The 25,097-nt window shown below is 63.6% G+C and carries 18 protein-coding genes and 1 pseudogene; 14 read left to right on the plus strand and 5 right to left on the minus strand.

The features are described from left to right. The first annotated feature begins 251 nt into the window (after positions 1-251). Entirely contained in the window at positions 252-701 is a 450-nt protein-coding gene (locus H9K76_RS03555; RefSeq protein ID WP_187598208.1) for an OsmC family protein, read from the plus strand. A gap of 57 nt (positions 702-758) precedes the next feature. On the opposite strand, the pseudogene coq7 reads toward H9K76_RS03555, so the two are convergent. Beyond that, positions 759-1,375: pseudogene (coq7, locus tag H9K76_RS03560) on the minus strand (2-polyprenyl-3-methyl-6-methoxy-1,4-benzoquinone monooxygenase). A 309-nt stretch (positions 1,376-1,684) separates the two neighbouring features. Between coq7 and H9K76_RS03565 the strand changes: the two are divergent. From H9K76_RS03565 to H9K76_RS03600, 8 genes are all read left to right on the plus strand, one after another. Continuing rightward, positions 1,685-2,722, plus strand: a complete 1,038-nt coding sequence (locus tag H9K76_RS03565; RefSeq protein ID WP_187598209.1) for a porin — start codon at positions 1,685-1,687, stop codon at positions 2,720-2,722. A gap of 507 nt (positions 2,723-3,229) precedes the next feature. Beyond that, positions 3,230-4,213 (plus strand): ABC transporter permease, encoded by a 984-nt coding sequence (locus H9K76_RS03570; protein WP_187598210.1) that lies wholly within the window; start codon positions 3,230-3,232, stop codon positions 4,211-4,213. Position 4,214: 1 nt separating this feature from the next. Continuing rightward, positions 4,215-5,438 (plus strand): M20 aminoacylase family protein, encoded by a 1,224-nt coding sequence (locus H9K76_RS03575; protein WP_187598211.1) that lies wholly within the window; start codon positions 4,215-4,217, stop codon positions 5,436-5,438. 37 nt (positions 5,439-5,475) lie between these two features. Next, a complete protein-coding gene (locus H9K76_RS03580) occupies positions 5,476-6,396 on the plus strand; it encodes an ABC transporter permease (protein ID WP_187600438.1) in 921 nt (306 codons plus the stop codon). Between the two features lie 4 nt (positions 6,397-6,400). Next, positions 6,401-7,390, plus strand: coding sequence for an ABC transporter ATP-binding protein (locus H9K76_RS03585; RefSeq protein WP_187598212.1), 990 nt, complete (start codon positions 6,401-6,403; stop codon positions 7,388-7,390). Then, on the plus strand, positions 7,387-8,493 hold the full coding sequence (locus H9K76_RS03590; protein WP_187598213.1) for an ABC transporter ATP-binding protein: 1,107 nt from the start codon (positions 7,387-7,389) through the stop codon (positions 8,491-8,493). The genes H9K76_RS03585 and H9K76_RS03590 overlap by 4 nt, the downstream gene beginning before the upstream one ends. Positions 8,494-8,612: 119 nt before the next feature. Beyond that, positions 8,613-10,544 (plus strand): bifunctional metallophosphatase/5'-nucleotidase, encoded by a 1,932-nt coding sequence (locus tag H9K76_RS03595; protein ID WP_187598214.1) that lies wholly within the window; start codon positions 8,613-8,615, stop codon positions 10,542-10,544. Positions 10,545-10,734: 190 nt separating this feature from the next. Beyond that, on the plus strand, positions 10,735-11,235 hold the full coding sequence (locus tag H9K76_RS03600) for a YbhB/YbcL family Raf kinase inhibitor-like protein (protein ID WP_187598215.1): 501 nt from the start codon (positions 10,735-10,737) through the stop codon (positions 11,233-11,235). Between the two features lie 101 nt (positions 11,236-11,336). On the opposite strand, the gene H9K76_RS03605 is transcribed toward H9K76_RS03600, so the two are convergent. Beyond that, the gene (locus tag H9K76_RS03605; RefSeq protein WP_187598216.1) at positions 11,337-12,182 is read right to left on the minus strand and encodes a MurR/RpiR family transcriptional regulator; all 846 of its coding nucleotides are present in this window, start codon (positions 12,180-12,182) and stop codon (positions 11,337-11,339) included. Continuing rightward, complete coding sequence (gene zwf, locus H9K76_RS03610; protein ID WP_187598217.1) at positions 12,176-13,642, minus strand: glucose-6-phosphate dehydrogenase; 1,467 nt, start codon at positions 13,640-13,642, stop codon at positions 12,176-12,178. Before zwf ends, H9K76_RS03605 begins: the two co-directional genes overlap by 7 nt. A 176-nt stretch (positions 13,643-13,818) precedes the next feature. On the opposite strand from zwf, the gene tal reads away from it, so the two are divergent. The 3 genes from tal to H9K76_RS03625 all read left to right on the plus strand — a co-directional run bounded on the left by tal (position 13,819) and on the right by H9K76_RS03625 (position 17,406). Continuing rightward, positions 13,819-14,769: a transaldolase gene (gene tal, locus H9K76_RS03615; protein ID WP_187598218.1), complete on the plus strand. Its 951-nt coding sequence runs from the start codon at positions 13,819-13,821 to the stop codon at positions 14,767-14,769. Then, positions 14,766-16,379, plus strand: coding sequence for a glucose-6-phosphate isomerase (gene pgi, locus H9K76_RS03620; RefSeq protein WP_187598219.1), 1,614 nt, complete (start codon positions 14,766-14,768; stop codon positions 16,377-16,379). The genes tal and pgi overlap by 4 nt, the downstream gene beginning before the upstream one ends. Before the next feature lie 97 nt (positions 16,380-16,476). Further along, positions 16,477-17,406, plus strand: coding sequence for a transporter substrate-binding domain-containing protein (locus tag H9K76_RS03625; protein WP_187598220.1), 930 nt, complete (start codon positions 16,477-16,479; stop codon positions 17,404-17,406). A gap of 259 nt (positions 17,407-17,665) precedes the next feature. On the opposite strand, the gene groL is transcribed toward H9K76_RS03625, so the two are convergent. Together groL and H9K76_RS03635 are read right to left on the minus strand one after the other, a co-directional pair. After that, complete coding sequence (groL, locus tag H9K76_RS03630; RefSeq protein WP_187598221.1) at positions 17,666-19,312, minus strand: chaperonin GroEL; 1,647 nt, start codon at positions 19,310-19,312, stop codon at positions 17,666-17,668. 108 nt (positions 19,313-19,420) lie between these two features. Beyond that, positions 19,421-19,711: a co-chaperone GroES gene (locus H9K76_RS03635; protein WP_187598222.1), complete on the minus strand. Its 291-nt coding sequence runs from the start codon at positions 19,709-19,711 to the stop codon at positions 19,421-19,423. A 257-nt stretch (positions 19,712-19,968) separates the two neighbouring features. On the opposite strand from H9K76_RS03635, the gene sbcD reads away from it, so the two are divergent. Beyond that, complete coding sequence (gene sbcD, locus H9K76_RS03640; protein WP_187598223.1) at positions 19,969-21,258, plus strand: exonuclease subunit SbcD; 1,290 nt, start codon at positions 19,969-19,971, stop codon at positions 21,256-21,258. Next, positions 21,255-24,710: an AAA family ATPase gene (locus H9K76_RS03645; protein ID WP_187598224.1), complete on the plus strand. Its 3,456-nt coding sequence runs from the start codon at positions 21,255-21,257 to the stop codon at positions 24,708-24,710. Before sbcD ends, H9K76_RS03645 begins: the two co-directional genes overlap by 4 nt. Positions 24,711-25,097 lie beyond the last annotated feature (387 nt).

Here is a 25,097-nt window from a genome sequence, read left to right on the forward strand (position 1 = left end):
GCACATGGGAAGCAGGCCGACCGGGTCCAAAAAGGCAAAAAAAGGGCCCCAAGCCGTGAAGCCTGGGGCCTAATCCATCCTTTGAGGAGATGGAGGAGACAATCGGAGCGCAGGGCTCAAACCCAAAAGAATGAGCAGCGCATGCAGCGAATTGTACTCCCAACTGTGCTGCGATGCAGCAAAATCACCATGTTTTATTTATGACACGACGCGCTGTTGCGTGAATGAGTCATTTTTTTGAGGAAAAAGTTATGGAATGCACAGTCAGCTGGACGGGAAACACGGGCACCCGCTCCGGAATGGGTTTTGTCGCCGAGACCGGAAGCGGCCACGTGCTGACGATGGATGGGGCTCCCGATGCGAACAATCCGCAGAACGGCGGGCAGAACCTGGCACCTCGTCCCATGGAGACGGTGCTCGCGGGAACCGGCGGCTGTACCGCCTACGACGTGGTGCTGATCCTCAAGCGCGGCCGGCACGACGTGCGCGGCTGCAGCGTCAAGCTCACCTCGGAGCGCGCGGAGACCGATCCCAAGGTGTTCACCAAGATCCACATGCAATTCACGGTGACGGGCAAGGGCATTCCGGCCAGCGCGGTGGAGCGCGCCATCGCCATGAGCCACGAGAAATACTGCTCGGCCAGCATCATGCTGGGCAAGACGGCAGAGATCACCACGGGGTTCGACATCGTCGAAGCCTGAGGTAGGGGCTGATACAGGCCCCAGGGCCAAGGGCCTCCCTGGGGAGCCGCCTCGGCCTCAAATATAGTGGGCCGTGGTCGTCATGACCCTGGCGGCGGCCTTCATGAGCAGGCGCGCAGGGGCGGGAGTTCCTGTGCGCCGGCGGCAAGCGCCTGGGCGGCGTGGCGCTCCTCGTCCTGTTGCATGCGGGCAACCACTTCCCGTGATGGCATGTCCTCCTCGGGTAGCCGGCCCAGGTGACCCTGCAGGTGCTCCGACACCTGGCGTTCGGTTTCCACCACAAACCCCAGGCTGATGCGGTCGCTGACCTTGGCGGCCCCCCATCCGATCACGAACGCGCCCGCAAACCAGAGCGGATTGAGCAGGCTGGGGCGACTGCCCAGGGCGTCCAGGCGCTCCTGGGTCCAGGCCAGGTGATCGATCTCCTCACGCGCCGCAGCCAGCAGCTCTTCGCGCAGAAGGGGGTCGCGCGTGACGGCTGCCTGGGACAGGTACAGGGCCTGGGCGCAGACCTCGCCCACGTGGTTCACGCGCATCAGCGCACCGGAGAGGCGACGCTCTGCCTCGCCCAGGTCAGGTTCGCTCCGGCCTCGTGCGGGCGAGGGCTCACTGGCCTTGGGTTTGGCAAACAGGGTGCGCAATGCAGAATCGGCAGTTCTCAGAAATTGATCCATTGGCGTGTATTGTCGGCAAAAAGGCGGGATTTCTGTATCTTGTTTACAAATTTAGCTGTAATGCCCAGTTGACGAAGCGTTCATTGGATGCTTGGCTTTGCTGGGTGAGTGTGTTGCACGACTGCAACGATTTTCCCGTTTTCAGCGATTTGTGAGGGAATTCCTTTGCGAAAGATCGCTGGCTCTGTTGCAATAGGACTAACTTCCCCACCAGGAGGTTGGCCCGGGGGAACCGGCGGGCTGCACAGAAGTATGTGCCTCTAGTCCCCTTGATCCAGGGCCCTCTGTTTAACCTTGGAGTAACTCGCAATGAAAAAATCACTGATTGCCCTGGCTGTGCTGGCTTCCTCCGGCGCTGCGATGGCTCAATCTTCCGTGACCCTGTTCGGTATCGTTGACACGGGTATTGGCTACGTGAACAAGGCCAACGCTGCTGGCGACAGCAAGTATGGCGTGTACACCAGCGGCAACTACACCAGCCGTATCGGCTTCCGCGGCGTGGAAGACCTGGGTGGCGGTCTGAAGGCTGGCTTCTGGCTCGAAGGCGAAATCTTCGGTGACGACGGCAACTCCGCTGGCTTCAACTTCAAGCGTCGTTCGACCGTGCAACTGGCCGGCAACTTCGGTGAAATCCGTCTGGGCCGTGACCTGACTCCTGGCTACACGAAGACCAGCTCCTACGACCTGTTCAACCAAACCGGTATCGGCCAATTCATGGGCTGGAGCAACTGGTACGGTACAGCTGGCGATGCCAACGGCATCCGTTCCAGCAACATGCTGTCGTACTACTCGCCTAACATGGGTGGCTTCTCCGGTGCTCTGGGCTACGGCTTCGACGAGCAAACTTCCGGTCACGCTGGCCGCTACATCGGTGGTTACGTTGCATATGACAACGGCCCTCTGAGCGTGGCTCTGTCGTACGACGACCGTGACACCGTTGCCGCTAACCGCGACCGTAACGCTCTGACTATTGGCGCTTCCTACAACCTGAACGTTGTGAAGCTGTCCGGTATCGTCCAACAGAACAAGGACAAGATCTCTGGTGGTTCCAACCAGAAGGTCAACGCTTACATGCTGGGCGCTTCCGCTCCAGTGGGCGCTGGCGAAGTCAAGATCCAGTACGCTCTGTACGACCAGAAGGCATTTGACGACGGCAAGTCGCACCAGCTGAGCCTGGGCTACGTGTACAACCTGTCCAAGCGCACTGCTGTGTACGGCAACGTGTCGTACCTGAAGAACAAGGACGGTGCAAACCTGGGCCTGGCTTCCAAGGATCTGAACACCGAAGGTCCTGGCGCTGGCAAGGCACAGACCGGCGTGCAAGTTGGTATCCGCCACTCCTTCTAATTTCTGGCTGGCTTAATGCCAGCTTAGGTTAGAGGTAAAAGCCGCCACTCGAAAGAGTGGCGGCTTTTTTGCGTCTGCGCAGACACAGGTATGGATGGGCTTTAGCACGCAGCGGTGAAAACCCCCGGGCGTATGTGTCCGGTATGTGCTCGGCAGGACACGCGATGAGTCAAATGGGTGCGCAGAGAAGTTTTGCGCTTGGCGTGATCACTGCGCAGGCTCGCTGCTCGAAAGTGCTCTAAATGGGGGTAATTTCGTCGCGCTTTGTGCCTTTCGCGCTACCTGTGCGGGTGACATCCCCGGCGTCGAGCAGGGGCACTGAAGGCTTTTCCTCCCTGCTTTCCCTAGGCGGAAGGGGGACGCCGAACTCTCCGTTTCTGTCTGTCAGGGATTTCCCGTTGCATGTTCGCCAGCCGGCAGCGGCATAGTCCTCGCATGGCCCCGGTATGAAAGTTGCATTACTGTCCGGGCCTCGACGAATCAGGACTTCTCCCGCGACCGACACACATGCTTGCCTTCATCCTTCGCAGACTCATACAAGCCGTGGTCGTGATGGTCACGGTTGCGTTCATCGCCTTTCTGCTGTTCCAGTATGTGGGTGACCCGGTCATCACCATGTTGGGGCAGGACGCCACGCCGCAGCAGATCCAGGAGGTCCGGGCATCCCTGGGACTGGATCAGCCGTTCGTCGTGCAGTTCTGGCATTTCCTCATCAACGCCGCACAGGGCGATTTCGGCCTGAGCCTGCGCCAGGGCGCCAAGGTGTCGCGGCTGATTGCCGAGCGCTTTCCAGCCACGCTTGAACTGGCGCTGGTGGCAGCGGTGATCGCCTTCGTCGTCGGCGTTCCCATGGGCGTCTATGCGGCACTCAAGCGCGGCACGTTCCTGAGCCAGGTGTTCATGACACTGTCCCTGCTCGGCGTATCGCTGCCAACCTTTCTCATCGGCATTCTGCTGATCCTGGTGTTCTCGGTGACGCTGGGCTGGTTCCCGAGCTTCGGCCGCGGCGAGGTGGTGCAACTGGGCTGGTGGAGCACGGGTCTGCTCACCGCGAAGGGATGGCACCACATCACGCTGCCGGCCATCACGCTGGCGATCTTCCAGCTCACCCTGATCATGCGCCTGGTGCGCGCCGAGATGCTGGAGGTGCTACGCACCGATTACATCAAGTTCGCCCGCGCCCGCGGCCTGACCGATCGGGCAATCTATTTCGGCCATGCGTTGAAGAACACCATGGTGCCTGTGATGACCATCACCGGGCTGCAATTGGGCGGCCTGATCGCCTTCGCCATCATCACGGAAACCGTGTTCCAGTGGCCCGGCATGGGGTTGCTGTTCATCCAGGCGGTGATGTATGCAGATATCCCGGTGATGGCCGCATACCTGTGCCTGATCGCGCTGATCTTCGTGGTCATCAACCTGATTGTGGACCTGCTGTATTTCGTCGTCGATCCGCGCCTGCGCGTGGGTGGCAAGGCGGGAGGTCACTGACATGCAGTCCGCAGCACGCATCAAGGCGGGTGGCCGTGCGTTCGCCCACATCGCTGCATTTCATCCGGAACTCACATCGTTTCGGCGCGACCTGCATGCCCATCCCGAGCTGGGCTTCGAGGAGAAGTTCACCAGCGCACGCATCGTCGAGGCCTTGCGCCAATGCGGTGTCGACGAGGTGCATACGCAGATCGGCAGGACGGGCCTCGTCGCGCTGATCCACGGCCAGAGCCGTGCGAGCGGCAGCATGATTGGCCTGCGCGCCGACATGGACGCCTTGCCGATGCAGGAGAACAACGAATTCACCTGGAAGTCGTCCCGCCAGGGCCTGATGCATGGGTGCGGGCATGACGGACACATCACCATGCTGGTGGGGGCAGCACGCTATCTCGCCGCGACGCGCTGCTTCGACGGCACCGCGGCACTGATCTTCCAGCCGGCCGAGGAGGGCATGGGCGGCGCGCGGGTGATGATCGAGGACGGCCTGTTCGAACGCTTTCCGATCCAGTCGGTCTTCGCGATGCACAACTGGCCTCAGATGAAGCCCGGCACCGTGGGGCTCAACGATGGCGCGATGATGGCGGCGGCGGATCGCGTCACCATCGAGATCACCGGGCGCGGCGGACATGGTGCGCATCCCTATCAGACCGTCGACGTGGTGCTGGTGGCAGGGCACATCATCACCGCGCTGCAGGGCATCGTGGCGCGCAACGTGCGTGCGCTCGACAGCGCCGTGGTGAGCCTCTGCGCAGTGCAGGCCGGAGACCTGGGGGCCTTCAGCGTGCTGCCGGGAACGGCGACCCTGGTGGGCACGGTGCGTTCGTTCGACCCCGCCATCCAGGAGATGGTCGAGCGCCGCATCCAGGAGGTCTGCAACGGCGTGGCGATGGGCATGGGGGCGAGCGTCAATGTGCGCTACGAACGCATCTATCCCGCGACCATCAACACCGAGAGCGAGGCCCGTTTCGCGGGCGACGTGGCCGCATCGATCGTCGGTGCCGACAACGTGGTGCGCGATCTCGAGCCCAGCATGGGCGCGGAGGATTTCTCCTTCATGCTGCAGAGCAAGCCGGGCGCCTACCTGCGCATAGGGCAGGGCATGGGAGCGGGAAACAGCACCCTGCACAACAGCCGCTATGACTTCAATGACGACATTCTTCCCCTCGGAGCGGCACTGCATGCAGGGCTGATTGAGCAGGGCATGCCACTGGCAGAGGCCGAGTGAGCAGGACCGGACCACGGAGCAGACAGACAACATGGCGATCAAACAGACTCTTGCGCGCTGGTGGGACAGCGATGTAGCCCACAGCTTCCGATCCTCGCCGGTGGCCATCGTGGCAGCGGTGATTGCGTTCATCTGCGCCTTCTGCGCGGTCTTCGCGGGCTGGGTGGCTCCGCACAACCCGTTCGACCTGACCACGCTGGAACTCTCCGATGCGCGGCTTCCTCCGGCATGGGTCGAGCACGGCAGCTGGAAGTATCCGCTCGGCACCGACGACCAGGGGCGCGACATCCTCTCCGCACTGATCTACGGCGCGCGCATCTCGCTCATCGTGGGGCTGGTGTCCGTGGCGCTGTCGATCGTGATCGGCGTGACGCTGGGTCTGGTCTCGGGCGCCAAGCGCGGCTGGATCGATGCGGTGCTGATGCGCACCTGTGATGTGGTGTCGTCGTTTCCCGCGATTCTGGTGGCGCTGCTGATTGCCGGCGTGGCGCGCGCCGTCTATCCCAATGCGGCGGAGGGCGTGGCCTTTGCGGTGCTGGTACTGGCGATTGCGTTCGCAGGCAGCAACGGCTGGGTGCAATACGCGCGCACCGTGCGCGCCAGCACGATGGTGGAGTATGGCAAGGAATACGTGCAGGCGGCACGTGTGACCGGGGTTGCGCCGCTGCGCATCATGCGCCGTCATGTGCTGCCGAACGTGCTCGGTCCGGTCATGGTGCTGGCCACCATCCAGGTGGCGACGGCCATCATCACGGAGGCCACGCTGTCGTTCCTTGGCGTCGGCGCTCCTCCCACTTCGCCATCGCTCGGCACGCTGATCCGCATCGGCAACGACTACCTGTTCTCGGGCGAATGGTGGATCACCGTGTTCCCGGGCGTGATGCTGGTGCTGATCGCCCTCTCGGTGAACCTGCTGGGCGACTGGCTGCGCGATGCGCTCAATCCGCGTCTGAGGTAATGCGATGTCCTTGCTTGAAGTAAAGAATCTGGTGGTGGAGTTCCCCGGGCGACGCGGCACCCTGCGTGCGCTCGACGATGTATCGTTTTCCATCGCACCGGGAGAAATCCTTGGCGTGGTGGGGGAGTCAGGGGCCGGCAAGTCGCTGACGGGCGCGGCCATCATCGGCCTGCTGGAGCCGCCGGGACATATTGCCTCGGGGCAGATCCTGCTCAAGGGCGAGCGCATCGACAACCTGCCCGGCGAGGCCATGCGCCACATCCGCGGCCGACGCATCGGCGCGATCTTCCAGGATCCGCTCACCTCGCTGAACCCGTTGTACACGGTGGGCCGGCAACTGGTCGAAACCATCATGACGCACCTGCCGATGAATGCCGCGCAGGCTCGCGAGCGGGCCATCGAATTGCTCAAGGACACCGGCATCCCGGCAGCCGCGGAGCGCATCGACCACTATCCGCACCAGTTCTCGGGCGGCATGCGCCAGCGCGTGGTGATTGCCCTGGCGCTGGCGGCCGAGCCCGAACTCATCGTGGCGGACGAGCCGACCACGGCGCTTGACGTGTCGATCCAGGCGCAGATCATCGGCCTGCTCAAGAACATCTGCCGTTCGCGCGGAGCTGCCGTCATGCTGATCACGCACGACATGGGCGTGATTGCCGAGACCTGCGACCGCGTGGCCGTGATGTATGCCGGACGCGTGGCGGAGATCGGACCGGTGCATGAGGTCATCAACCATCCAGCGCATCCCTATACGTCGGGCCTGATGGCATCGATTCCCGACATGGAGGAGGACCGCGAACGCCTCAACCAGATCGACGGTGCCATGCCGCGCCTGACGGCGATTCCCCAGGGCTGTGCCTTCAATCCGCGCTGCCCGCAGGCCTTCGATCGCTGCCGCGCGGAGCGACCCGCACTGAAGCCCGTGGGCGCCACGCAGGCCTCGTGCTGGCTTGCGCAGGAGGAGCGGCAGGCGGCAACAGGAGCGACGGCATGAACCAGCAACAACAACAGCAGATACCACGGCCTTCCCATGCGGGTGAGGACACAGCGCCCCTGGTGCAGGCGCGTGACCTGGCCAAGACCTTCGACGTGTCGGCTCCCTGGCTCAACCGGGTGCTGGAGCGCAAGCCGCGCTCCCTGCTGCGCGCGGTCGATGGCGTGAGCTTCGAGATCCGCAAGGGCAAGACACTGGCGCTGGTGGGCGAATCGGGCTGCGGCAAGAGCACGGTGGCGCGCCTGCTCGTGGGCCTGTACGACCCCACGCGCGGCGGCTTCACGTTCGACGGCCAGGATGCGCATGCCGCATTCCGGGGGCATGACGCGCGGGCGATGCGCCGCCGCATCCAGATGATCTTCCAGGATCCCTATGCGAGCCTCAACCCGCGCTGGCTGGTGCGCGACATCATCGCGGAACCGCTGATCGAGCACGGCATTCTTGCGGACAAGGCGGCATTGAGCCAGCGCGTGGGCGAGCTGCTGCAGTCCGTGGGACTGGCTGCCGCGGACATGAGCAAGTATCCGCACCAGTTCTCGGGCGGCCAGCGCCAGCGCATCTCGATCGCGCGCGCGCTGGCGACCGAGCCGGAGTTCCTGGTGTGCGACGAGCCCACCTCGGCGCTCGACGTCTCGGTGCAGGCGCAGGTGCTCAACATCATGAAGGACCTGCAGCGCGAGCGCAGCCTGACCTATCTGTTCATCAGCCACAACCTCGCGGTGGTGCGCCACGTGAGCGATCAGGTGGGCGTGATGTACCTCGGGCGCCTGGTGGAGATCGCCGACAAGGAGGAGCTGTTCGCCCGCCCGCGCCACCCCTACACGCGCATGCTGCTGGACGCGATTCCGAAGATGCACGACACGGGCCGCGCCCGCACGCCCGTGCGCGGCGAGGTGCCCAATCCGCTGAACCCGCCGCCCGGCTGTGCGTTCAATCCGCGCTGCCCGCATGCGAATGACCGTTGCCGCACGGAGCGCCCGCAACTGATCGATGACGGCGGCACCAAGGTGGCCTGCCATGCCATCGAGGAAGGGCGGCTGACGGCGGCACATGGGACAGCGAACGCGGATGCCAACAGGGCATCGGGCTTCGCGGCCGCCTGACGGCTGCGGAGCCCCGGCGGCAATCCACGGCATGGCATGAGGACATGCCAGCCCTTCACGGGCATGTCATCAAGGTTTTTGACGATGCGGTCTTTCCATCCAACAATCCGGGAAAGACGATGTCGTTGCGAGTATCGAAATACGAGAGGACTACGCGCGCCCTGCGCATGCATGCAGTGGCGCTGGTGCTGCTGGCCGGGCTGGCGGGCTGTGGGGGAGGCGATGGCGATTCCGACACCAAGGGCGAACCGCTCGACCTGACCATCCTGCACATCAACGATCACCATTCCACGCTGGAGTCCAAGTCGAAGACGCTGCAGCTCCATGCCGGCGGCGCGGCGCCCGTGGCGGTAGCTGTTGACGCGGGGGGCTTTTCCCGCGTGGCCAGCGCGATCCAGGAGCTGGAGAAGTCCTCGAAGAACGTGCTCAAGCTGCATGCGGGCGATGCGCTGACGGGCACGCTGTATTTCAATCGCGCGGGCAAGGACGGAGAGGCCGATGCCGCGATGATGAACACCGTCTGCTTCGATGCGTTCACACTGGGCAACCACGAGTTCGACAAGGGCGATGCAGGCCTCAAGGGCTTCATCGACCTGCTGCATGCGGGCGCATGCAAGACGCCGGTGATCAGTGCCAACGTGAAATTCGGTGCGTCCTCCGCGCTGAATGCAGCCAAGGCACCAGGGTTGGTGTCGCCGTCCCGCGTGCTCGAGCGCGGTGGCCAGAAGATCGGCATCGTGGGCCTCACGATCGCACAGAAGACCAAGGGCTCGTCGAGCCCCGATCCGGACACGACGTTCGAGGATGAAGCCACGGCTGCGCAGCGCGAGATCGATGCGCTGCGCCAGCAGGGCATCAACAAGATCATCGTGATGAGCCACATCGGCTACGAGTACGACCAGCAGGTGGCGGCGCGCCTCAGCGGCGTGGATGTGGTCGTCGGTGGCGATTCGCATACGCTGCTCGGCCCGGCCACGCTCAAGAGCACGGGCGTGGGTACACCCTCGGGCGCCTATCCCACGCGCGTCACCTCCAAGGACGGCAAGCCGGTCTGCATCGTGCAGGCATGGGAATACGCCCAGGTGGTGGGAGAACTGAAGGTATCGTTCGATGCGAATGGCGATGTCACGCAATGCAGCGGCACGCCGCATGTGCTCATCGGCAGCAATTTCACCGTGGGCGGAAAGGCACCCACTGCCGAAGAGGCCAAGGCCATCGAGGCCAGCGTGAAGAGCGCGGGCTTCCTGCGTGCCACGGCGCCCTCGGCTGCCGCCGACCAGGTGCTCAAGCCGTTCAAGGATCGCATCGCCACGTTCAACCAGACCCTGTCGGCCTCGGTGCCCCGGGAACTGTGCTCGCGCCGTGTGCCAGGTGGCGAAGGCTCGCCCGACTATGGCCGCTCCAGTGCCGCGTGCAATGCGGAAGGCAGCGTGAGCCAGCGTGGCGGAGACATCCAGCAACTGGTCGCCCAGGCCTATCTCGAGGTGGCCAACGCGAAGTACGGCGGTGCCGATATTTCCCTGCAGAGCGGCGGAGGCGTGCGCATTCCGCTCGCGGGCAGCGTGACGGCTGCGCAGGTGATCCAGGTGCTGCCGTTCGGCAACATGCTGTTCCGCCTGGAGATCACGGGTGCGGAGGTGAAGTCCATGCTCGAGGATGGCCTCGAGGCGGTCTACGGCAAGGGCGGCTCGACCGGACCATATCCCTACACGGGCGGCCTGCGTTTCGATGTGAATGCTGCGCAGGCCTTCGGCCAGCGCGTGTCGGGTGTCGAAGTGCGCAACCGCACCAGCGGCCTGTGGGAGCCGCTCGTGGCCGAGAGGACCTACCGCCTTTTCGTGCTGAGCTTCAATGCCACCGGCGGCGACGGCTACAAGACACTGGCGGCGGTGCCAGCCGCGCGGCGCCTGGACATCGGCGTGCTCGATGCCGACGTGTTCTTCAGCTACATCGACCAACAGGCTCGCGATGCGGGAACGAACCTCCCGCTGCTCCAACGCCTGCCGACCGAGCTGTACAGCACGAAAAGCTTTGTCGACGTGACGAGGTAGAGGCAGGAGCCGCTCTGAACCACTCCCGACCGCAATAGGCTGCCCTTGTATGGTCTCGTAGCGGCAGGATTCGAAATCCTCGACCCAAAGCCTTCGTGCTGCCATGCGGTGCGAAGGCTTTGCCGCGTTATCCTGTTACGGTACACAGGTTCCTCTTCTCTTCATTCCGTCAAGAAAGGATGCACGCCGCATGAGCAATACACCATTCACCCTGAGCAGCCCGGACCTTGCGGCCGGTGCCGCCGCCGATCCACGCTTCGAATTCAACGGCTTTGGCTGCAGCGGCCAGAACCAGTCGCCTGTGCTCCAGTGGAGTGGCGCACCCGCCGGTACCAAAAGCTTTGCGCTGACGGTCTACGATCCCGATGCCCCGACCGGATCGGGCTGGTGGCATTGGTTTGTTCTGGACATTGCCGCAGACACCACGCAGCTTGCCGCCAATGCGGGTGCTCGCGGCGGCGCGCAGTTGCCCAAGGGCGCACGCCATGTCCGCAACGACTACGGCCTCTCCGAGTTCGGAGGCTTCTGCCCCCCACCCGGCGACAAGCCGCATCGCTACATCTTCACGCTGCACGCGCTGTCGGTCGAGAAACTGGAGATTCCCGATGATGCGACGTGCGCGCTGGCCGGCTTCATGGTGAATGCCAACACCATCGCCAAGGCCGGTTTCACAAGCACCTACGGGCGTTGAGGAACTAGAAACGCCCTGCAACGCCGGCTCGCCAACAAGGCCTGGCCCTCCAGGCGGTGCGGCCTTGATGCTCCCCAGAGGCCGCGAAGCGGCACGGGGGATCAGGTGTATCTTTTGGCTCGCAGATTGTTTTTCATCTGCTGCAGGACGGGTTGCAGCGGCTCGCCGATCTGCAGTGCAACGGCCGTTGCGAGCACGTCGATGATCAGCAGGTGCAGCAGGCGCGAGACCATCGGGCTGTAGCGGTCGTAGCCTTCGGGGTGATCGGCCGCCAGGTGGATCTCGCAGGTGTGCGCCAGCGGTGATCCGCTGGCCGTGATGGCGATCGTCGTTGCACCGTTCTTGCGTGCAATGTCGGCCGCATCCATCAGGTCGCGCGTGCGGCCCGAATTGCTGATGATGACCACGCAGTCGCCCTTGCCCAGCATCGTCGCGCTCATTACCTGCATGTGGCCATCGCTCGTGCTGAGGCTGGTGATGCCCAGGCGGAAGAATTTGTGCTGGCCGTCCTGGGCGACGATGCCCGAGTTGCCGGCTCCGTAGAATTCGATGCGCTTGCCCGTCTGCCACGTGGCGGCAATGGCGTTGGCAGCGCGCTGCAGCGCCGTGGTGCTGGCCGCGTTGCGGTACTGCAGGAAGGCAGCCACCGCGTTGTCCACCACCTTGACGAGCACGTCCCCGGTCTTGTCGTCGGCGTCCACACTGCGGTGGATGAAGGGCACGCCCTCGCTCACGCTGCCGGCGAGCTTGAGCTTGAAATCAGCCAGGCCGTCGTAGCCCATGCTGCGGCAAAAACGCACGACGGTGGGCTTGCTCACGCCGGCGCGCGCCGCCAGTTCACGCACGGGCAGGTGCGAGAAGGCGCGGGGGTCTTCGAGGACCAGCTTGGCGACGCGCTGCTCGGCAGGCGCAAGGGAGGGAAGGGATGCGGTGATTCTGTCTAGCATTCTTCCATCCAGATGTTGCCGTCGCGGGCGACCAGTGCGCTCGCCGCGCTGGGTCCCCATGAGCCAGCGGCATACGGCCGCGGGTGGTCGTCCGAGTCCTTCCAGGACTGCATGATGGGCTCCACCCAGCGCCATGCGGCCTCCTGTTCGTCCGCGCGAACGAACAGGTTCAGGCGGCCGGCAATCACGTCGAGCAGCAGGCGCTCGTAGGCGCCCACGCGCTCGCTGCCGAAGCGCTTGTCGAAATCGAGGTCGAGCTGCACGGGTGCGAGCGCCTGTGCGTCGGAGACGCGTGCGCCGCGCTTGTCGTTGCCAGCGGAGAACAGGTGCAGTGCCAGTCCGTCCCGCGGCTGCAGGTGGATGACCAGCTTGTTCGCCATGCCGAGCGGCGTGCGGTAGATGGGATGCGGTGCAGGCCTGAAATTCACCGCAATGTGGGCTTCGTGCGCGGCCAGCCGCTTGCCGGTGCGGATGTAGAACGGCACGCCCGCCCAGCGCCAGTTGGCGATTTCGGTGCGCAGCGCGACAAAGGTTTCGGTGCGGCTGTCGGGCGCGACTCCCGGTTCGTTCAGGTAGCCATTCACGCGCTCTCCGCTCAGGCTGCCTGCCGTGTACTGGCCACGCACCACGTCGCGTGACAGGGTGGCGGGCGTCCATGGCGCCAGCGAACGCAGCACCTTGAGCTTTTCGTCGCGGATGGCGTCGGCGTGCGCATTGATCGGAGGCTCCATGGCAATCGCGCACAGCAGTTGCAATGCGTGGTTCTGCACCATGTCGCGCAACGCGCCCGTGCCTTCATAGAACGCCCCGCGCTTTTCCACGCCGATCTTCTCGGCCATGGTGATCTCCACGCTGGCCACGGTCTCGCGCCGCCAAAGCGGCTCGAACAGCGCATTGCCGAAGCGTAGCGCCAGCAGGTTCTGCACCGAGGGCTTGCCGAGATAGTGGTCGATGCGAAAGATCTGCCGCTCGTCGAACACCTTGCGCACGGCCGCGTTGATGGAGCGGTTGGACGCAAGGTCGTGCCCGAGGGGTTTCTCGAGCACCACGCGGGTCTGGGGCGTGTTGAGGCCTGCGGCGCCCAACTGCTCGCACGCGATGGTGAACAGGTTGGGGGCTGTCGCCAGATAAAGCACCACGGTGTCGGCATTGCGCTCGCGCAGGCACTCGGCCAGCCGGGCGTAGTCGGCCGGACTCGACAGGTCCATGCGCTGGTAGTGCAGCAACTGGGCGAATTTCTCGAATTCCTCGTTCCTCGGGCGCTTGTCCGACTCCACCGCATCGAGGCGGCTGGCGATCAGGGCGCGGTAGGCCTCGTCGCTCAGGTCGTCGCGGGCGACCCCCAGAATGCGTCCGCCGGGCGGCAGCGAGCCGTGGCGCCAGGCCTGGAACAGTGCGGGCAACAGCTTTCGCCAGGCGAGGTCGCCTGTACCTCCAAACAAAACCAGATCGAAACTCATGGCACAAAAAGCTTGTGAAGTTGTAACTCGTGGACTCGATAGCGATGTTACCGAGTTTCATGGTTGGACAATACAGGTTTAACCAATATCACTGCTGCGAATACACTCTTGGCTAGCCAAGCCTCATCGGTCATCCGAGAGAGGAGTCCGGATGTCCATTGATGGGGAGGATCGACATGAATCAACTTGAAGCGCTCAAACAGTTCACCACCGTGGTCGCCGACACGGGCGACTTTCGCCAGCTCAGCGCATTCCAGCCGCAGGATGCCACCACCAACCCGTCGCTGATCCTGAAGGCGGTGCAGAAGTCGGAGTACGCGCCGCTCATGCAGGAATGCGTGACCCGCTGGAAGGGGCGCAGCATTGATGAACTGATGGACCGCCTGATCGTGCGCTTCGGCTGCGAGATCCTGTCCATCATCCCGGGCCGCGTGTCGACCGAGGTCGACGCCCGCCTGTCCTTCGACACCGAGGCCACCGTGGCGCGCGCAGAGCGCATCGTCGAGCTGTACCAGGCCGAGGGCGTGCACATCGATCGCGTGCTCATCAAGATTGCCTCCACCTGGGAGGGTATCGAGGCGGCACGCCAGCTCGAGCAGCGCGGCATCCACACCAACCTGACGCTGCTGTTCTCGTTCGCCCAGGCCGTTGCGTGCGGCCAGGCCCGGGTGCAGCTGATTTCGCCGTTCGTGGGCCGTATCTACGACTGGTACAAGAAGCAAGCCGGCGCCAGCTGGAACGAGGCCGAAATGGCCGGCGCCAACGATCCGGGCGTGCAGTCGGTCCGGGCCATCTACAACCATTACAAGCGCTTCGGCATCAAGACCGAGGTGATGGGGGCCAGCTTCCGCAACGTGGGGCAGATTGTTGCGCTGGCCGGCAGCGACCTGCTGACCATTGCCCCCGACCTGCTCGCCAAGCTGGCCGAGAGCAGCGAGCCGGTGCAGCGTGCGCTCGATCCACAGGCGGCCCTGCAGTTGGACCTGCCTGCGGTCACCTACGACGAAGCCGGCTTCCGCTACGCCCTGAACGCCGACGCCATGGCCACGGAAAAACTCGCCGAGGGCATCCGGGCCTTTGCAGCCGATGCGGCCAAGCTCGAACAGATGATGGTGGCGGCTGCATGATCGATCCGCGGACCCGCTGCGACCGTACGCCTGCGTGGCCACTGCTGAAGGCGCACTACGATGAAGAAGGGCGCGGGTTTCGCCTGCACGAGGCATTCGCGGCTGACCGCGATCGCTTCTCCCGCTTCAGCCTCAAGGCGCCGCTGGTGTTCGCCGATCTCTCGAAGAATCTGCTGGATGGCCGCACCCGCGGCCTGCTGACGCAACTGGCGCGCGAATCCGGCCTCGAGGCCTATCGCGATGCGATGTTTGCCGGCGAGCCCATCAACAACACGGAAAACCGCGCAGTGATGCACTGGCTGCTGCGCAGCCCCGGCCCGGGCGAGGAGGGCTGGCAAGAGCCCGCGAATCGATTCATCGCGGACAGCCTGGCGGATGTCCATGAGACGCTGGACGCCATGCTGGCGATTGCCGAAGGGGTGCGCGCCAATGAGGCGATCACCGACATCGTGAACATCGGCATCGGCGGCTCCGACCTGGGGCCGGCGATGGCGGTGAAGGCGCTCGAAGACTTCGAGCATCCTGCCAAGCGCCTGCACTTCATCTCCAACGTGGACGGCATGGAACTGGGCAATGTGCTGCGCAAGGTGAAGCCGGAGAGCACGCTGTTCCTGATCGCCTCCAAGACCTTCACCACGGCCGAGACCATGCTCAACGCGCATGCCGCGCGCAAGTGGTTCCTCGCGCATGGCGGCTCGCCTGAGCGCGGGGCCAAGCTCTCGCTCAGCAGACATTTCATCGCACTCACTACCAACCTGAAGGCGGCTTCGGAGTTCGGCATCGACACCACGCTCGGCTTCTGGGACTGGGTCGGAGGCCGCTACTCGATGTGGTCCGCCATCGGCCTGCCGATCGCGATCGCCATCGGTGCCGAGAATTTCCGCAGCATGCTGCGCGGCGCGCATGCCATGGACGAGCATTTCCGCCGGGCGCCGCTCGAGGAGAACTTGCCCGTGCAACTCGGGCTGCTCGACGTCTGGTATCGCAACTTCCACGGATTCACGAGCCGCAGCATCGCACCCTACAGCCATGGACTGCGCCGCCTGCCGGCCTACCTGCAGCAGCTGGAGATGGAAAGCAACGGCAAGGGCGTCGACGCCAAGGGTGACGTTCTGCCGTACGCCACGTCTCCCGTGATCTGGGGCGAGCCTGGCACCAATGGACAGCATGCGTTCTTCCAGATGATCCACCAGGGGCCGGACACTGTGCCGGTGGAGTTCATCGCACTGCGGGAGGGGGGCAACGACCTGCCCGAACACCACCCGCGCCTGCTTGCCAACGCGCTGGCGCAGGCGCAGGCGCTGATGGTGGGACGACCCGGCAGCAGTGGCCACAGCTATTTCCCGGGCAACCGGCCGAGCACGTTCATGGTGCTGGATCGGCTCGATCCGGAATCGTTCGGTGCATTGATTGCACTGTATGAGCACCGCGTTTTTGCAAGCGGTGCGATCTGGGGCATCGACAGCTTCGACCAGTGGGGCGTGGAACTGGGCAAGGTGCTTGCGAGAGAGCTGGAACCGTTGCTTGCCAGCGGCGACGGAGAGCAACTGGATCCATCGACTGCGGGGCTGTTGCGCTATCTGCAGGAGCCTGCAGCACGGGGGGCTTAACCCCCTCATTGGTGCAAACCTCTATTGGGGTCTGATGTGCTTCTGGTGATAGTGGTTGATTCAATTCCTCCACATCAACCAGGAAGGACACTTCATCATGAAGTTTGTTTTGACCCGCCTCGTGCTGGCCGGCATGCTGGCCGCAGGCGGCGCTGCACAGGCGCAGGTACAAGCGCAAGCACAGGCCCCTGCCCAACCCCAAGGCAGCACCTTCGACAAGATCCAGAGCACCGGCAAGATCGTGCTTGGAGTGCGCGAGAGCTCGGCCCCCATGGCCTATGCCATTGGTGCGGAGCGCAAGTATGCGGGCTACCACGTCGAGCTGTGCGAGAAGGTGATGGCGCGCGTCGCTCCCAAGGCGAAGATCGAATATATGGCGCTCACGGCCCAGAACACGATGCCGCTCGTCGAGAACGGCACGGTGGACATGGGCTGCGGCCCGACCACCAACAACCTCGCACGCCAGCGCCAGGTGTCGTTTGCCGTCACCACCTACGTGAGCCAGGTGCGCATGGCGGTGCGAGCCGATTCGGGCATCACCTCGTTCAAGCAACTGGATGGACGGAACATCGCCGCATCGGCCGGAACGACGGCGGTGCAACTGCTGCGCAAATATGGCAAGGACAACAACGTCAACCTGCCCACCGCCCTCGGCAAGGATCACTACGAGAGCTTCCTGATGCTCGAGTCCGGCCGCGCCGATGCCTTCGTGCTCGACGACAACCTGCTCGCCGGCGTGATCGCCAGCAGCAAGAACCCGGAGGGCTACAAGATCATCGGTGAAGTGCTGGGCTCCGAGCCCATCGCCCTGCTGTTCCGCAAGGACGACCCGACCTTCAAGAAGGCTGTCGACGGAGCCCTGATCGAGATGATGAAGTCGGGCGAGGTGGCCAAGGTCTACGACAAGTGGTTCATGCAGCCGATTCCACCGACCAACAAACCGCTCAATCTGCCCATGAGCGACACGCTCAAGCAACTGCTGCAGGAGCCTAACGACAAGCCGCTCGAGGCTTACGCAAGCAACTAACGGAATCGACGGGGCTGGCATGGCAATGCATGGGGCGCTGCTTCATTGCAGGTTTCTGCTTCCCATGTTGGAGGGCGGAGGCCGGGAGCAATCCCGGCCTCGGAAAACAACTCCACAGCAAGCGCCAATGTTCCACATGACATCATGAGCAAGAAACAAAAAACCCGCAGATCCAAAGACCTGCGGGTTTTTTGTTTGGAATGACTTCCGGAATCGACGGCTGGAGCCTCTACCCACCAGCCGCCGACGACAGGGGCAATTACATGCCCATGCCGCCCATGCCACCCATGCCGCCCATGTCGGGCATACCGCCGGCAGGTGCGTCATCCTTCGGAGCCTCTGCCACCATGGCTTCGGTCGTCAGCAGCAGGGAAGCCACGGAAGCGGCGTTCTGCAGTGCAGTACGGGTCACCTTGGTTGGGTCCAGGATACCCATTTCCAGCATGTCGCCGTAGGTGTCGTTGGCAGCGTTGAAGCCGTAGTTGCCGTTGCCGTTCAGCACGGCGTTCACGACCACCGATGGCTCGCCACCGGCGTTGGCCACGATTTCACGCAGCGGAGCTTCCACGGCCTTGAGCACCAGCTTGATGCCGGCGTCTTGCTCGGCATGGCCTGTGGACAGAGCGCCCACGGCTTGCTTGGCGCGCAGCAGGGCCACGCCACCACCGGCCACGATGCCTTCTTCCACAGCAGCGCGGGTAGCGTGCAGGGCGTCTTCCACGCGGGCCTTCTTTTCCTTCATTTCGACTTCGGTGGCAGCGCCCACCTTGATCACGGCAACGCCGCCGGCCAGCTTGGCCACGCGCTCTTGCAGCTTCTCGCGGTCGTAGTCGGAAGTCGCTTCTTCGATCTGCACGCGGATTTGCTTCACGCGGGCTTCGATGTCAGCGCCAGCGCCAGCGCCGTCGATGATGATGGTGTTTTCCTTGCCCACTTCGATGGTCTTGGCCTGGCCCAGGTCGGCCAGGGTGACCTTCTCGAGGGACATGCCGACTTCTTCAGCGATGACCTTGCCGCCCGTCAGGATGGCGATGTCTTCCAGCATGGCCTTGCGGCGGTCGCCGAAGCCAGGAGCCTTCACAGCCACGACCTTCAGGATGCCGCGGATGGTGTTGACCACGAGGGTCGCCAGGGCTTCGCCTTCGACTTCTTCAGCGATGATCAGCAGCGGACGGCCAGCCTTCGCCACTTGCTCCAGCGTGGGCAGCAGGTCGCGGATGTTGCTGATCTTCTTGTCGAACAGCAGCACGAAGGGGTTGTCCAGAATAGCGGCTTGCTTTTCGGGGTTGTTGATGAAGTAGGGCGACAGGTAGCCGCGGTCGAACTGCATGCCTTCGACGACGTCGAGTTCGTTTTCCAGGCTCTTGCCGTCTTCAACGGTGATCACGCCTTCCTTGCCGACCTTGTCCATTGCGTCGGCAATGATCTTGCCCACGGACTCATCGGAGTTGGCGGAAATGGAGCCAACCTGGGCGATTTCCTTGGAAGTGGTGGTGGCCTTGGACTGGTTCTTCAGCTGTTCGACCAGGGCTGCAACAGCCTTGTCGATACCGCGCTTCAGGTCCATGGGGTTCAGGCCGGCGGCAACGTACTTGGAGCCTTCGCGCACGATGGCCTGGGCCAGCACGGTGGCGGTGGTGGTGCCGTCACCGGCGATGTCGTTGGTCTTGGAGGCCACTTCCTTCACGAGCTGGGCGCCCATGTTCTGCAGCTTGTCCTTGAGTTCGATTTCCTTGGCCACGGACACACCGTCCTTGGTCACGGTAGGAGCGCCGAACGAACGCTCCAGAACCACGTTGCGGCCCTTCGGGCCCAGGGTCACCTTGACTGCGTTGGCGAGGATGTTCACACCTTCAACCATGCGGGCGCGTGCTTCGCCGCCGAAAACTACGTCTTTTGCTGCCATGTTTGGCTCCTAAAGAAATTCTTGAATGGGGTTTTTCAGATGAAGAGAAAAGAAAAGCCGGCCCGCTGCAACCGGTCGGGTGGGCGGGCCTTCAAGCCGCTTGCGGGCTTACTTTTCGACGACCGCGAACAGGTCGTCTTCTTTCATCACGAGGAGTTCGTCGCCGTTCACCTTCACGGACTGGCCGGAATACTTGCCGAACAGGACGCGGTCGCCGACCTTCACGTTCAGGGCGATCAGGGCGCCCTTGTCGTCACGCTTGCCGGGGCCCACGGCCACGACTTCGCCCTGGTCAGGCTTCTCGGCGGCGCTGTCGGGGATCACGATGCCCGAAGCTGTCTTGGTTTCGTTCTCGAGGCGCTTGACGATCACGCGATCGTGCAGGGGACGCAGATTCATACCTACTCCTGATGTTTCAACTGGATTGATTGAATGAAGAAGAAGCTGGGCCGGATTGTCCCGGACCCACGTTACAACTTTGTGCCGATGGAACTTGTTAGCACTCAAGGGCATCGAGTGCTAATAATAAGGCAATTCTTTGGCATTTCAAGGGGTAGGTGATTCACAAAGTGGATCCGGAGGCATACCCATCCGGGAAAATACGTGGATCAGCCCCTCCAGCCGACGGCCCATGACGCCGTCCCATTCCACGAGCAATGCGAATTCTTCATACATCCGACTGGCACCTCGGCCAGAACTTCATGGGCAAGAGCCGGCAGGCAGAGCATGCGGCGCTCATAGACTGGTTGCTCGTGCAGGTGCGGGAGCACACGGTGGATGCGGTGATGATCGCCGGCGACATCTTCGACACAGGCACGCCGCCCAGCTATGCGCGCGAGCTGTACAGCGAACTCGTGGTGCGCCTGCATGAGGCGCGAACGGCCTTGCTGCTGCTGGGCGGCAACCATGACTCCGTTGCGACGCTGCGAGAGAGCAGCGCCTTGCTGGCGCAGCTGTCCACGCATGTCTACCCTTCAGCGTCCGACCCGCAGACCCATGTGCGGGTGCTGCCGCGCCGCGCGGCGGATGCGGGCCATGCAGCCCCCAGGCCGGGCTGCATCGTCTGCGCGATTCCCTTCATCCGTCCGCGGGACGTGGTGACCTCGGAATTTGGCCAGAGCGCCCAGGACCGTCAGCAGCAGATGCAGAAGGCCATAGGCCAGTACTACCGCAACGTGTATGCGGCCGCTTGCGCGAAGCAGGGCGAGATCGAACAGCAGACCGGCGAGCGCCTGCCGATCATCGCGACAGGTCACCTCACGACCGTGGGTGCGAGCAGCAGTGAATCGGTGCGCGAGATCTATGTAGGCACGCTCGATGCATTTCCTACCTCGGAATTTCCTCCTGTCGACTACCTCGCGCTCGGCCACATCCACAGGCCCCAGAAAGTGGGGGGGCATGAGCACATCCGCTACAGCGGCTCGCCGATCACACTGAGTTTTGATGAGCTGGGACAGTCCAAGCAGGTGCTGCTGGTGGACGTGGACGCATCGGGCCTGCAGGCGGTCACCGAGCTGGCCGTGCCGATCTTCCAGCCGATGATGAGCGTGCGGGGTGATCTGGGCTACATCACGGAAACGTTGCCGCGCATTGCGCAGCAGGCGGGCGCGGGACAGACGGTCTGGCTGGAGATCACCGTCACCACCGACGACTATCTCGCGGACCTGCCCGCGCGCATCCAGAAGCTGGTCGAAGGCCTGCCGCTCGAGGTGCTGCGCATTCGCCGAGAGCGCGGGCAGACCATGGCACAGCTGTTCGACAACAGCGGCGCGACGCTGGACGAACTCGATCCGCATGACGTCTTTGCGCGCAGGCTTGAGCACGAACCCGACATGGATGCAGCGCTGCGCGGTGCGGTCACGCAGCGCTATGGACAGGTCGTCGATGCGGTGAAGGCAGGCGACGATGCGAACGCGGAAGGCGGAGAAAGCAGGGTATCGGCATGAAGATCCGGCGTCTCCAACTTCGCAATCTCAACTCGCTCAAGGGCGACTGGGAAATCGACTTCACCACGCCTCCGCTGTCGGAAAGCAGCCTGTTCGCGATCACGGGCCCGACGGGCGCGGGCAAGTCGACCCTGCTGGACGCCATCTGCCTCGCGCTCTATCACGAGACGCCGCGTTTGGGCACGCAGTCCAAGTCGGTCAACGACATCATGACGCGGCATACGGCCGACTGCAGTGCGGAGCTGGAGTTCGAGGTGCGCGGCGAGGTCTATCGAGCCTCCTGGAGCCAGCGCCGCGCGCGCGACAGGGTGGATGGCGCGCTGCAATCGCCCCAGGTCGAGCTGGCCCGGGGCGACGGCACGGTGCTCACGCGGCACGTGAGCGAAAAACTCAAGCAGATCACGGAGATCACGCGGCTCGACTTCCCGCGCTTCACCCGATCGATGCTGCTCGCGCAAGGCGGCTTTGCCGCGTTTCTCAATGCCAACGCGAATGATCGCGCGGAGCTGCTTGAGGAACTGACGGGCACGGAGATCTACGGCGAGATATCCCGGCGTGTTTACCAGCGCGCACGCAACGAAGAGCACCGGCTGGACACCATGCGCTCGCGCGCCGAAGGCATGGAGCTACTCGGTGAAGAGCGGCGTACGGCCATCCAGGAGGAGGTGACAGTCATCCAGACACAGCAGTCGGAACTCACGGGCAAGACCGGCATGCTGCGCGAGCACCTGCAATGGCGCATGGCAGTGGCCGACAGCGAAGTCGCGCTGCTGGCTGCACAGGAGCGCGCGAACCAGGCCGATGCGGCGATCCAGCATGCCACACCGGAGCGCGAACGCCTCGCGGCCAGCGAGCCCGCGCAGGCTCTGGAGCCCGTGCACGCTGCGTGGCAGTCGGCCTGCGCCATGCACCGCAAATCCCGCGATCAGAGGGAGTCGGTGCAGCGCGAGCTCGATGAACAGACCCACGCGCAACGGCGCGAACATGCGCTGGCGCTTGCGTTGGCCAAGCTGCTGGACGAGCAATCCGCGCAGCAGTTGCAGCGATTGGACAATGAGCAGGCGGCCCTGGCGGAGTGGACCACGACGCACGCACATCACGCCCAACTGGCCGAGCATTTGGGGGCATGGCGCGAGCAGTTCGCGCAGCAGGCCAAGGCCCGGGCCGAAATCCAGGCAGGCCAGGCGCTTTTGCGCGACACGTCGGCCAGGCAGGAGGAGGCTCAGCGCCGCCATACGCAGCACCTGGCCCAAAGCGAAGTCGCGGCCAGGGCGCACGCCGAAGGTGAAGCGCAGATGCTTGCGCTGCAGGATCGCCTGACCCGGCTGCTCGGCACGCAGACGCTGGCGGCATTGCGCGAGCAGTCGGCACGCGCCGAGCGCAACCTGGCGCTTACCGAACGGCTTGCGGACAGTGCACGCCGCCAGCGCGAGTTGAAGGCGCAGTTCCTGGACGTACGCGGTCAGCGCACGGAGGCTGTGAAGACTTCGGCGGCACTGGACGCCGAACAGGTGCAATTGCAGAGCGCGCAACAGATGCTGAACGAGCGCGTTGCCGACAAGCAGTTGCTGCTTGAACAGGAGCAGGTCATCCGCAGCCTTTCGGAGCATCGCGCGAACCTGCGCGCCGGCGAGGCGTGCCCGTTGTGCGGAGCGCTGGAACACCCGGCCGTGGCGCAATACCAGCACATCGACGGCTCGACCACGCGAGCCGAACTGGATCGCCTGAAGCAGGCACAGCAACTGGGAGACCAGAAGCTGCGCGAAGGCGTGGCTGCAGCGTCTGCCGCGCAGGCCCAATTGCGCAGCCTGCAAACGCGCGAACAACAACTGATCGACGAAGGCCGCGCCAACCAATCCGCATGGGACGAACTTCGTGTGCAATTCCAGCTTGGAGAGCCATTGCAGTCCAAGGACTGGGAACTGGCCGAGCGCCTCGCGCAGGCGTTGTCTTCAGCCCTGCAACACGCGAGCGCGCTGCGCGAACAGCTGCAATCCGTCGAGACGGTGGAGCAGCAATGGCAGTTCGCCAGCAAGCAGCAATCCGAACTGGCAAAGGCTGTTCACGGCGCGCGCGAGGAAGCGCTGCGCCTGCAGCAACAAGCAGAAGCCCTGGCGCAGAAGGCATTGGAGGTGACGCAATCACTGGAACACCAGCGCGCCGCGCAGCAGACACTGCAGGCGCAATTGCTGAGCGCATTGTGTGCGGCGGGCTTTGCCGATCTGACGGGCTTGCCTGTGGACGCCGACGCATGGCTGCGAGAGCGCGAGGAAGAGCGCCGGACATGGGCGCAGAAGCAGGAGCGCATCCAGGCCATTGGCGTGGAGCTTGAGCGCAGGCGCGGCGCCTGCGAGGCAACGCGCGCGCAGCTTGCGCAATGGCGCGATCGAGTCGCAGCCTTCACGGACAAGATCACAGATGAAGTGGCCGACATCGAGGCCGATCTGAATGCCGGGCAGGCGCTCGCCGACTGCAGCGCCCGCATCGAGCGCCTCGCTCGCAAGGCGGAACAACTGGTCGGCAGCCTGCAGGTGCTGGACAGCACCTTGGTGCAGCATCGAGCGGACGAGGCCGATGCTGGTCAGCGGTGGCAAGGCGCCTTGCAGGGCAGCCCGTTCGCGGATGAAGACGCATTCTTCGCCGCGCGCCTGTCACCCGAAGAGCGCCAGCAACTGCAAACACGCCAGCAGCAGCGCGAGCGTGAGCAACAGGTGGCCGTGCAACTGCTGCAGACCTTGCAGGCGCAACATGCCGAACTGCGAGCCCGCAATGCCACCGAGGCGAATCGCGAGGAGCTGGAGCGCGGCATTGCGCAGTTTGATGCAGAGTCCAGGCAGCTCAGCGAGCAATTGGGCGGCCTCCATGCCATGCTCAGGCGCGATGACGAGTTGCGTGCCAACCAGCAGGAGTTGCTGCAGCAGATCGCCGCCCAGGCGGGTGAATACGATCTCTGGCAACGCCTCGACGCCCTGGTGGGCTCGGCCAAGGGGGACAAGTTCCGCAAGTTTGCGCAAGGCCTGACGCTGGACCACCTGCTCACGCTGGCCAACCGGCAACTCGAACGCCTGCACGGCCGCTACGTGCTGCGGCGCAGGTCATCGGGTGAGCTGGAGCTGGAAATCGTCGACCAATGGCAGGCAGACGCCACCCGCGACACGCGCACCCTCTCGGGCGGAGAGAGCTTCCTGGTGAGTCTTGCGCTGGCGCTTGCGCTCTCGGACCTGGTGAGCCACAGAACCTCCATCGACTCCCTGTTCCTCGACGAAGGCTTCGGCACGCTGGACGCAGAAACCCTGGATGTGGCCCTCAGCGCGCTCGACACGCTCAACGCCACCGGAAAGATGGTGGGCATCATCAGCCACGTCGAAGGCCTGAAGGAACGCATCGCCACGCAGATTCGTGTGGAAAAGGGCGGTGGTGTCGGGCATTCGCGGTTGAGCATTTCGGCGTGAGGGGAATTTTGTTCTCGCTGAGATGACTGAAGTCACGGAACTGTTCGCTGGATTCGCGTGATCTGGGAATGGTCGAGTCAGTGCAAGCTATTGATGAGTCACATATCCGTATGAAATTGCATGGTATGGCGAAGTTACCCTGGTAATAGATTGCAAATAAGCGAATGCAGCTTGTGATTGTCAGTAATGTGCAACGTGGTACTACACATCGAAAATCAGTTGGGAATTGAAGATTTCAGTGTCCATCGTGGAGAAATCCAGTAAGCAAGCGGGTCAAGCGATTGGCCGAGAAAATCGGTCCTCAGGCTCAATTAATAGGCTCGTACTATTGGTTCCAGCCAAGGGCTTGGAATCAGGGGTGATGCGCCTACAATTGGCAGCTTTGTC

The sequence above is a fragment of the Diaphorobacter ruginosibacter genome (assembly GCF_014395975.1).
Classification (GTDB): domain Bacteria; phylum Pseudomonadota; class Gammaproteobacteria; order Burkholderiales; family Burkholderiaceae_C; genus Diaphorobacter_A; species Diaphorobacter_A ruginosibacter.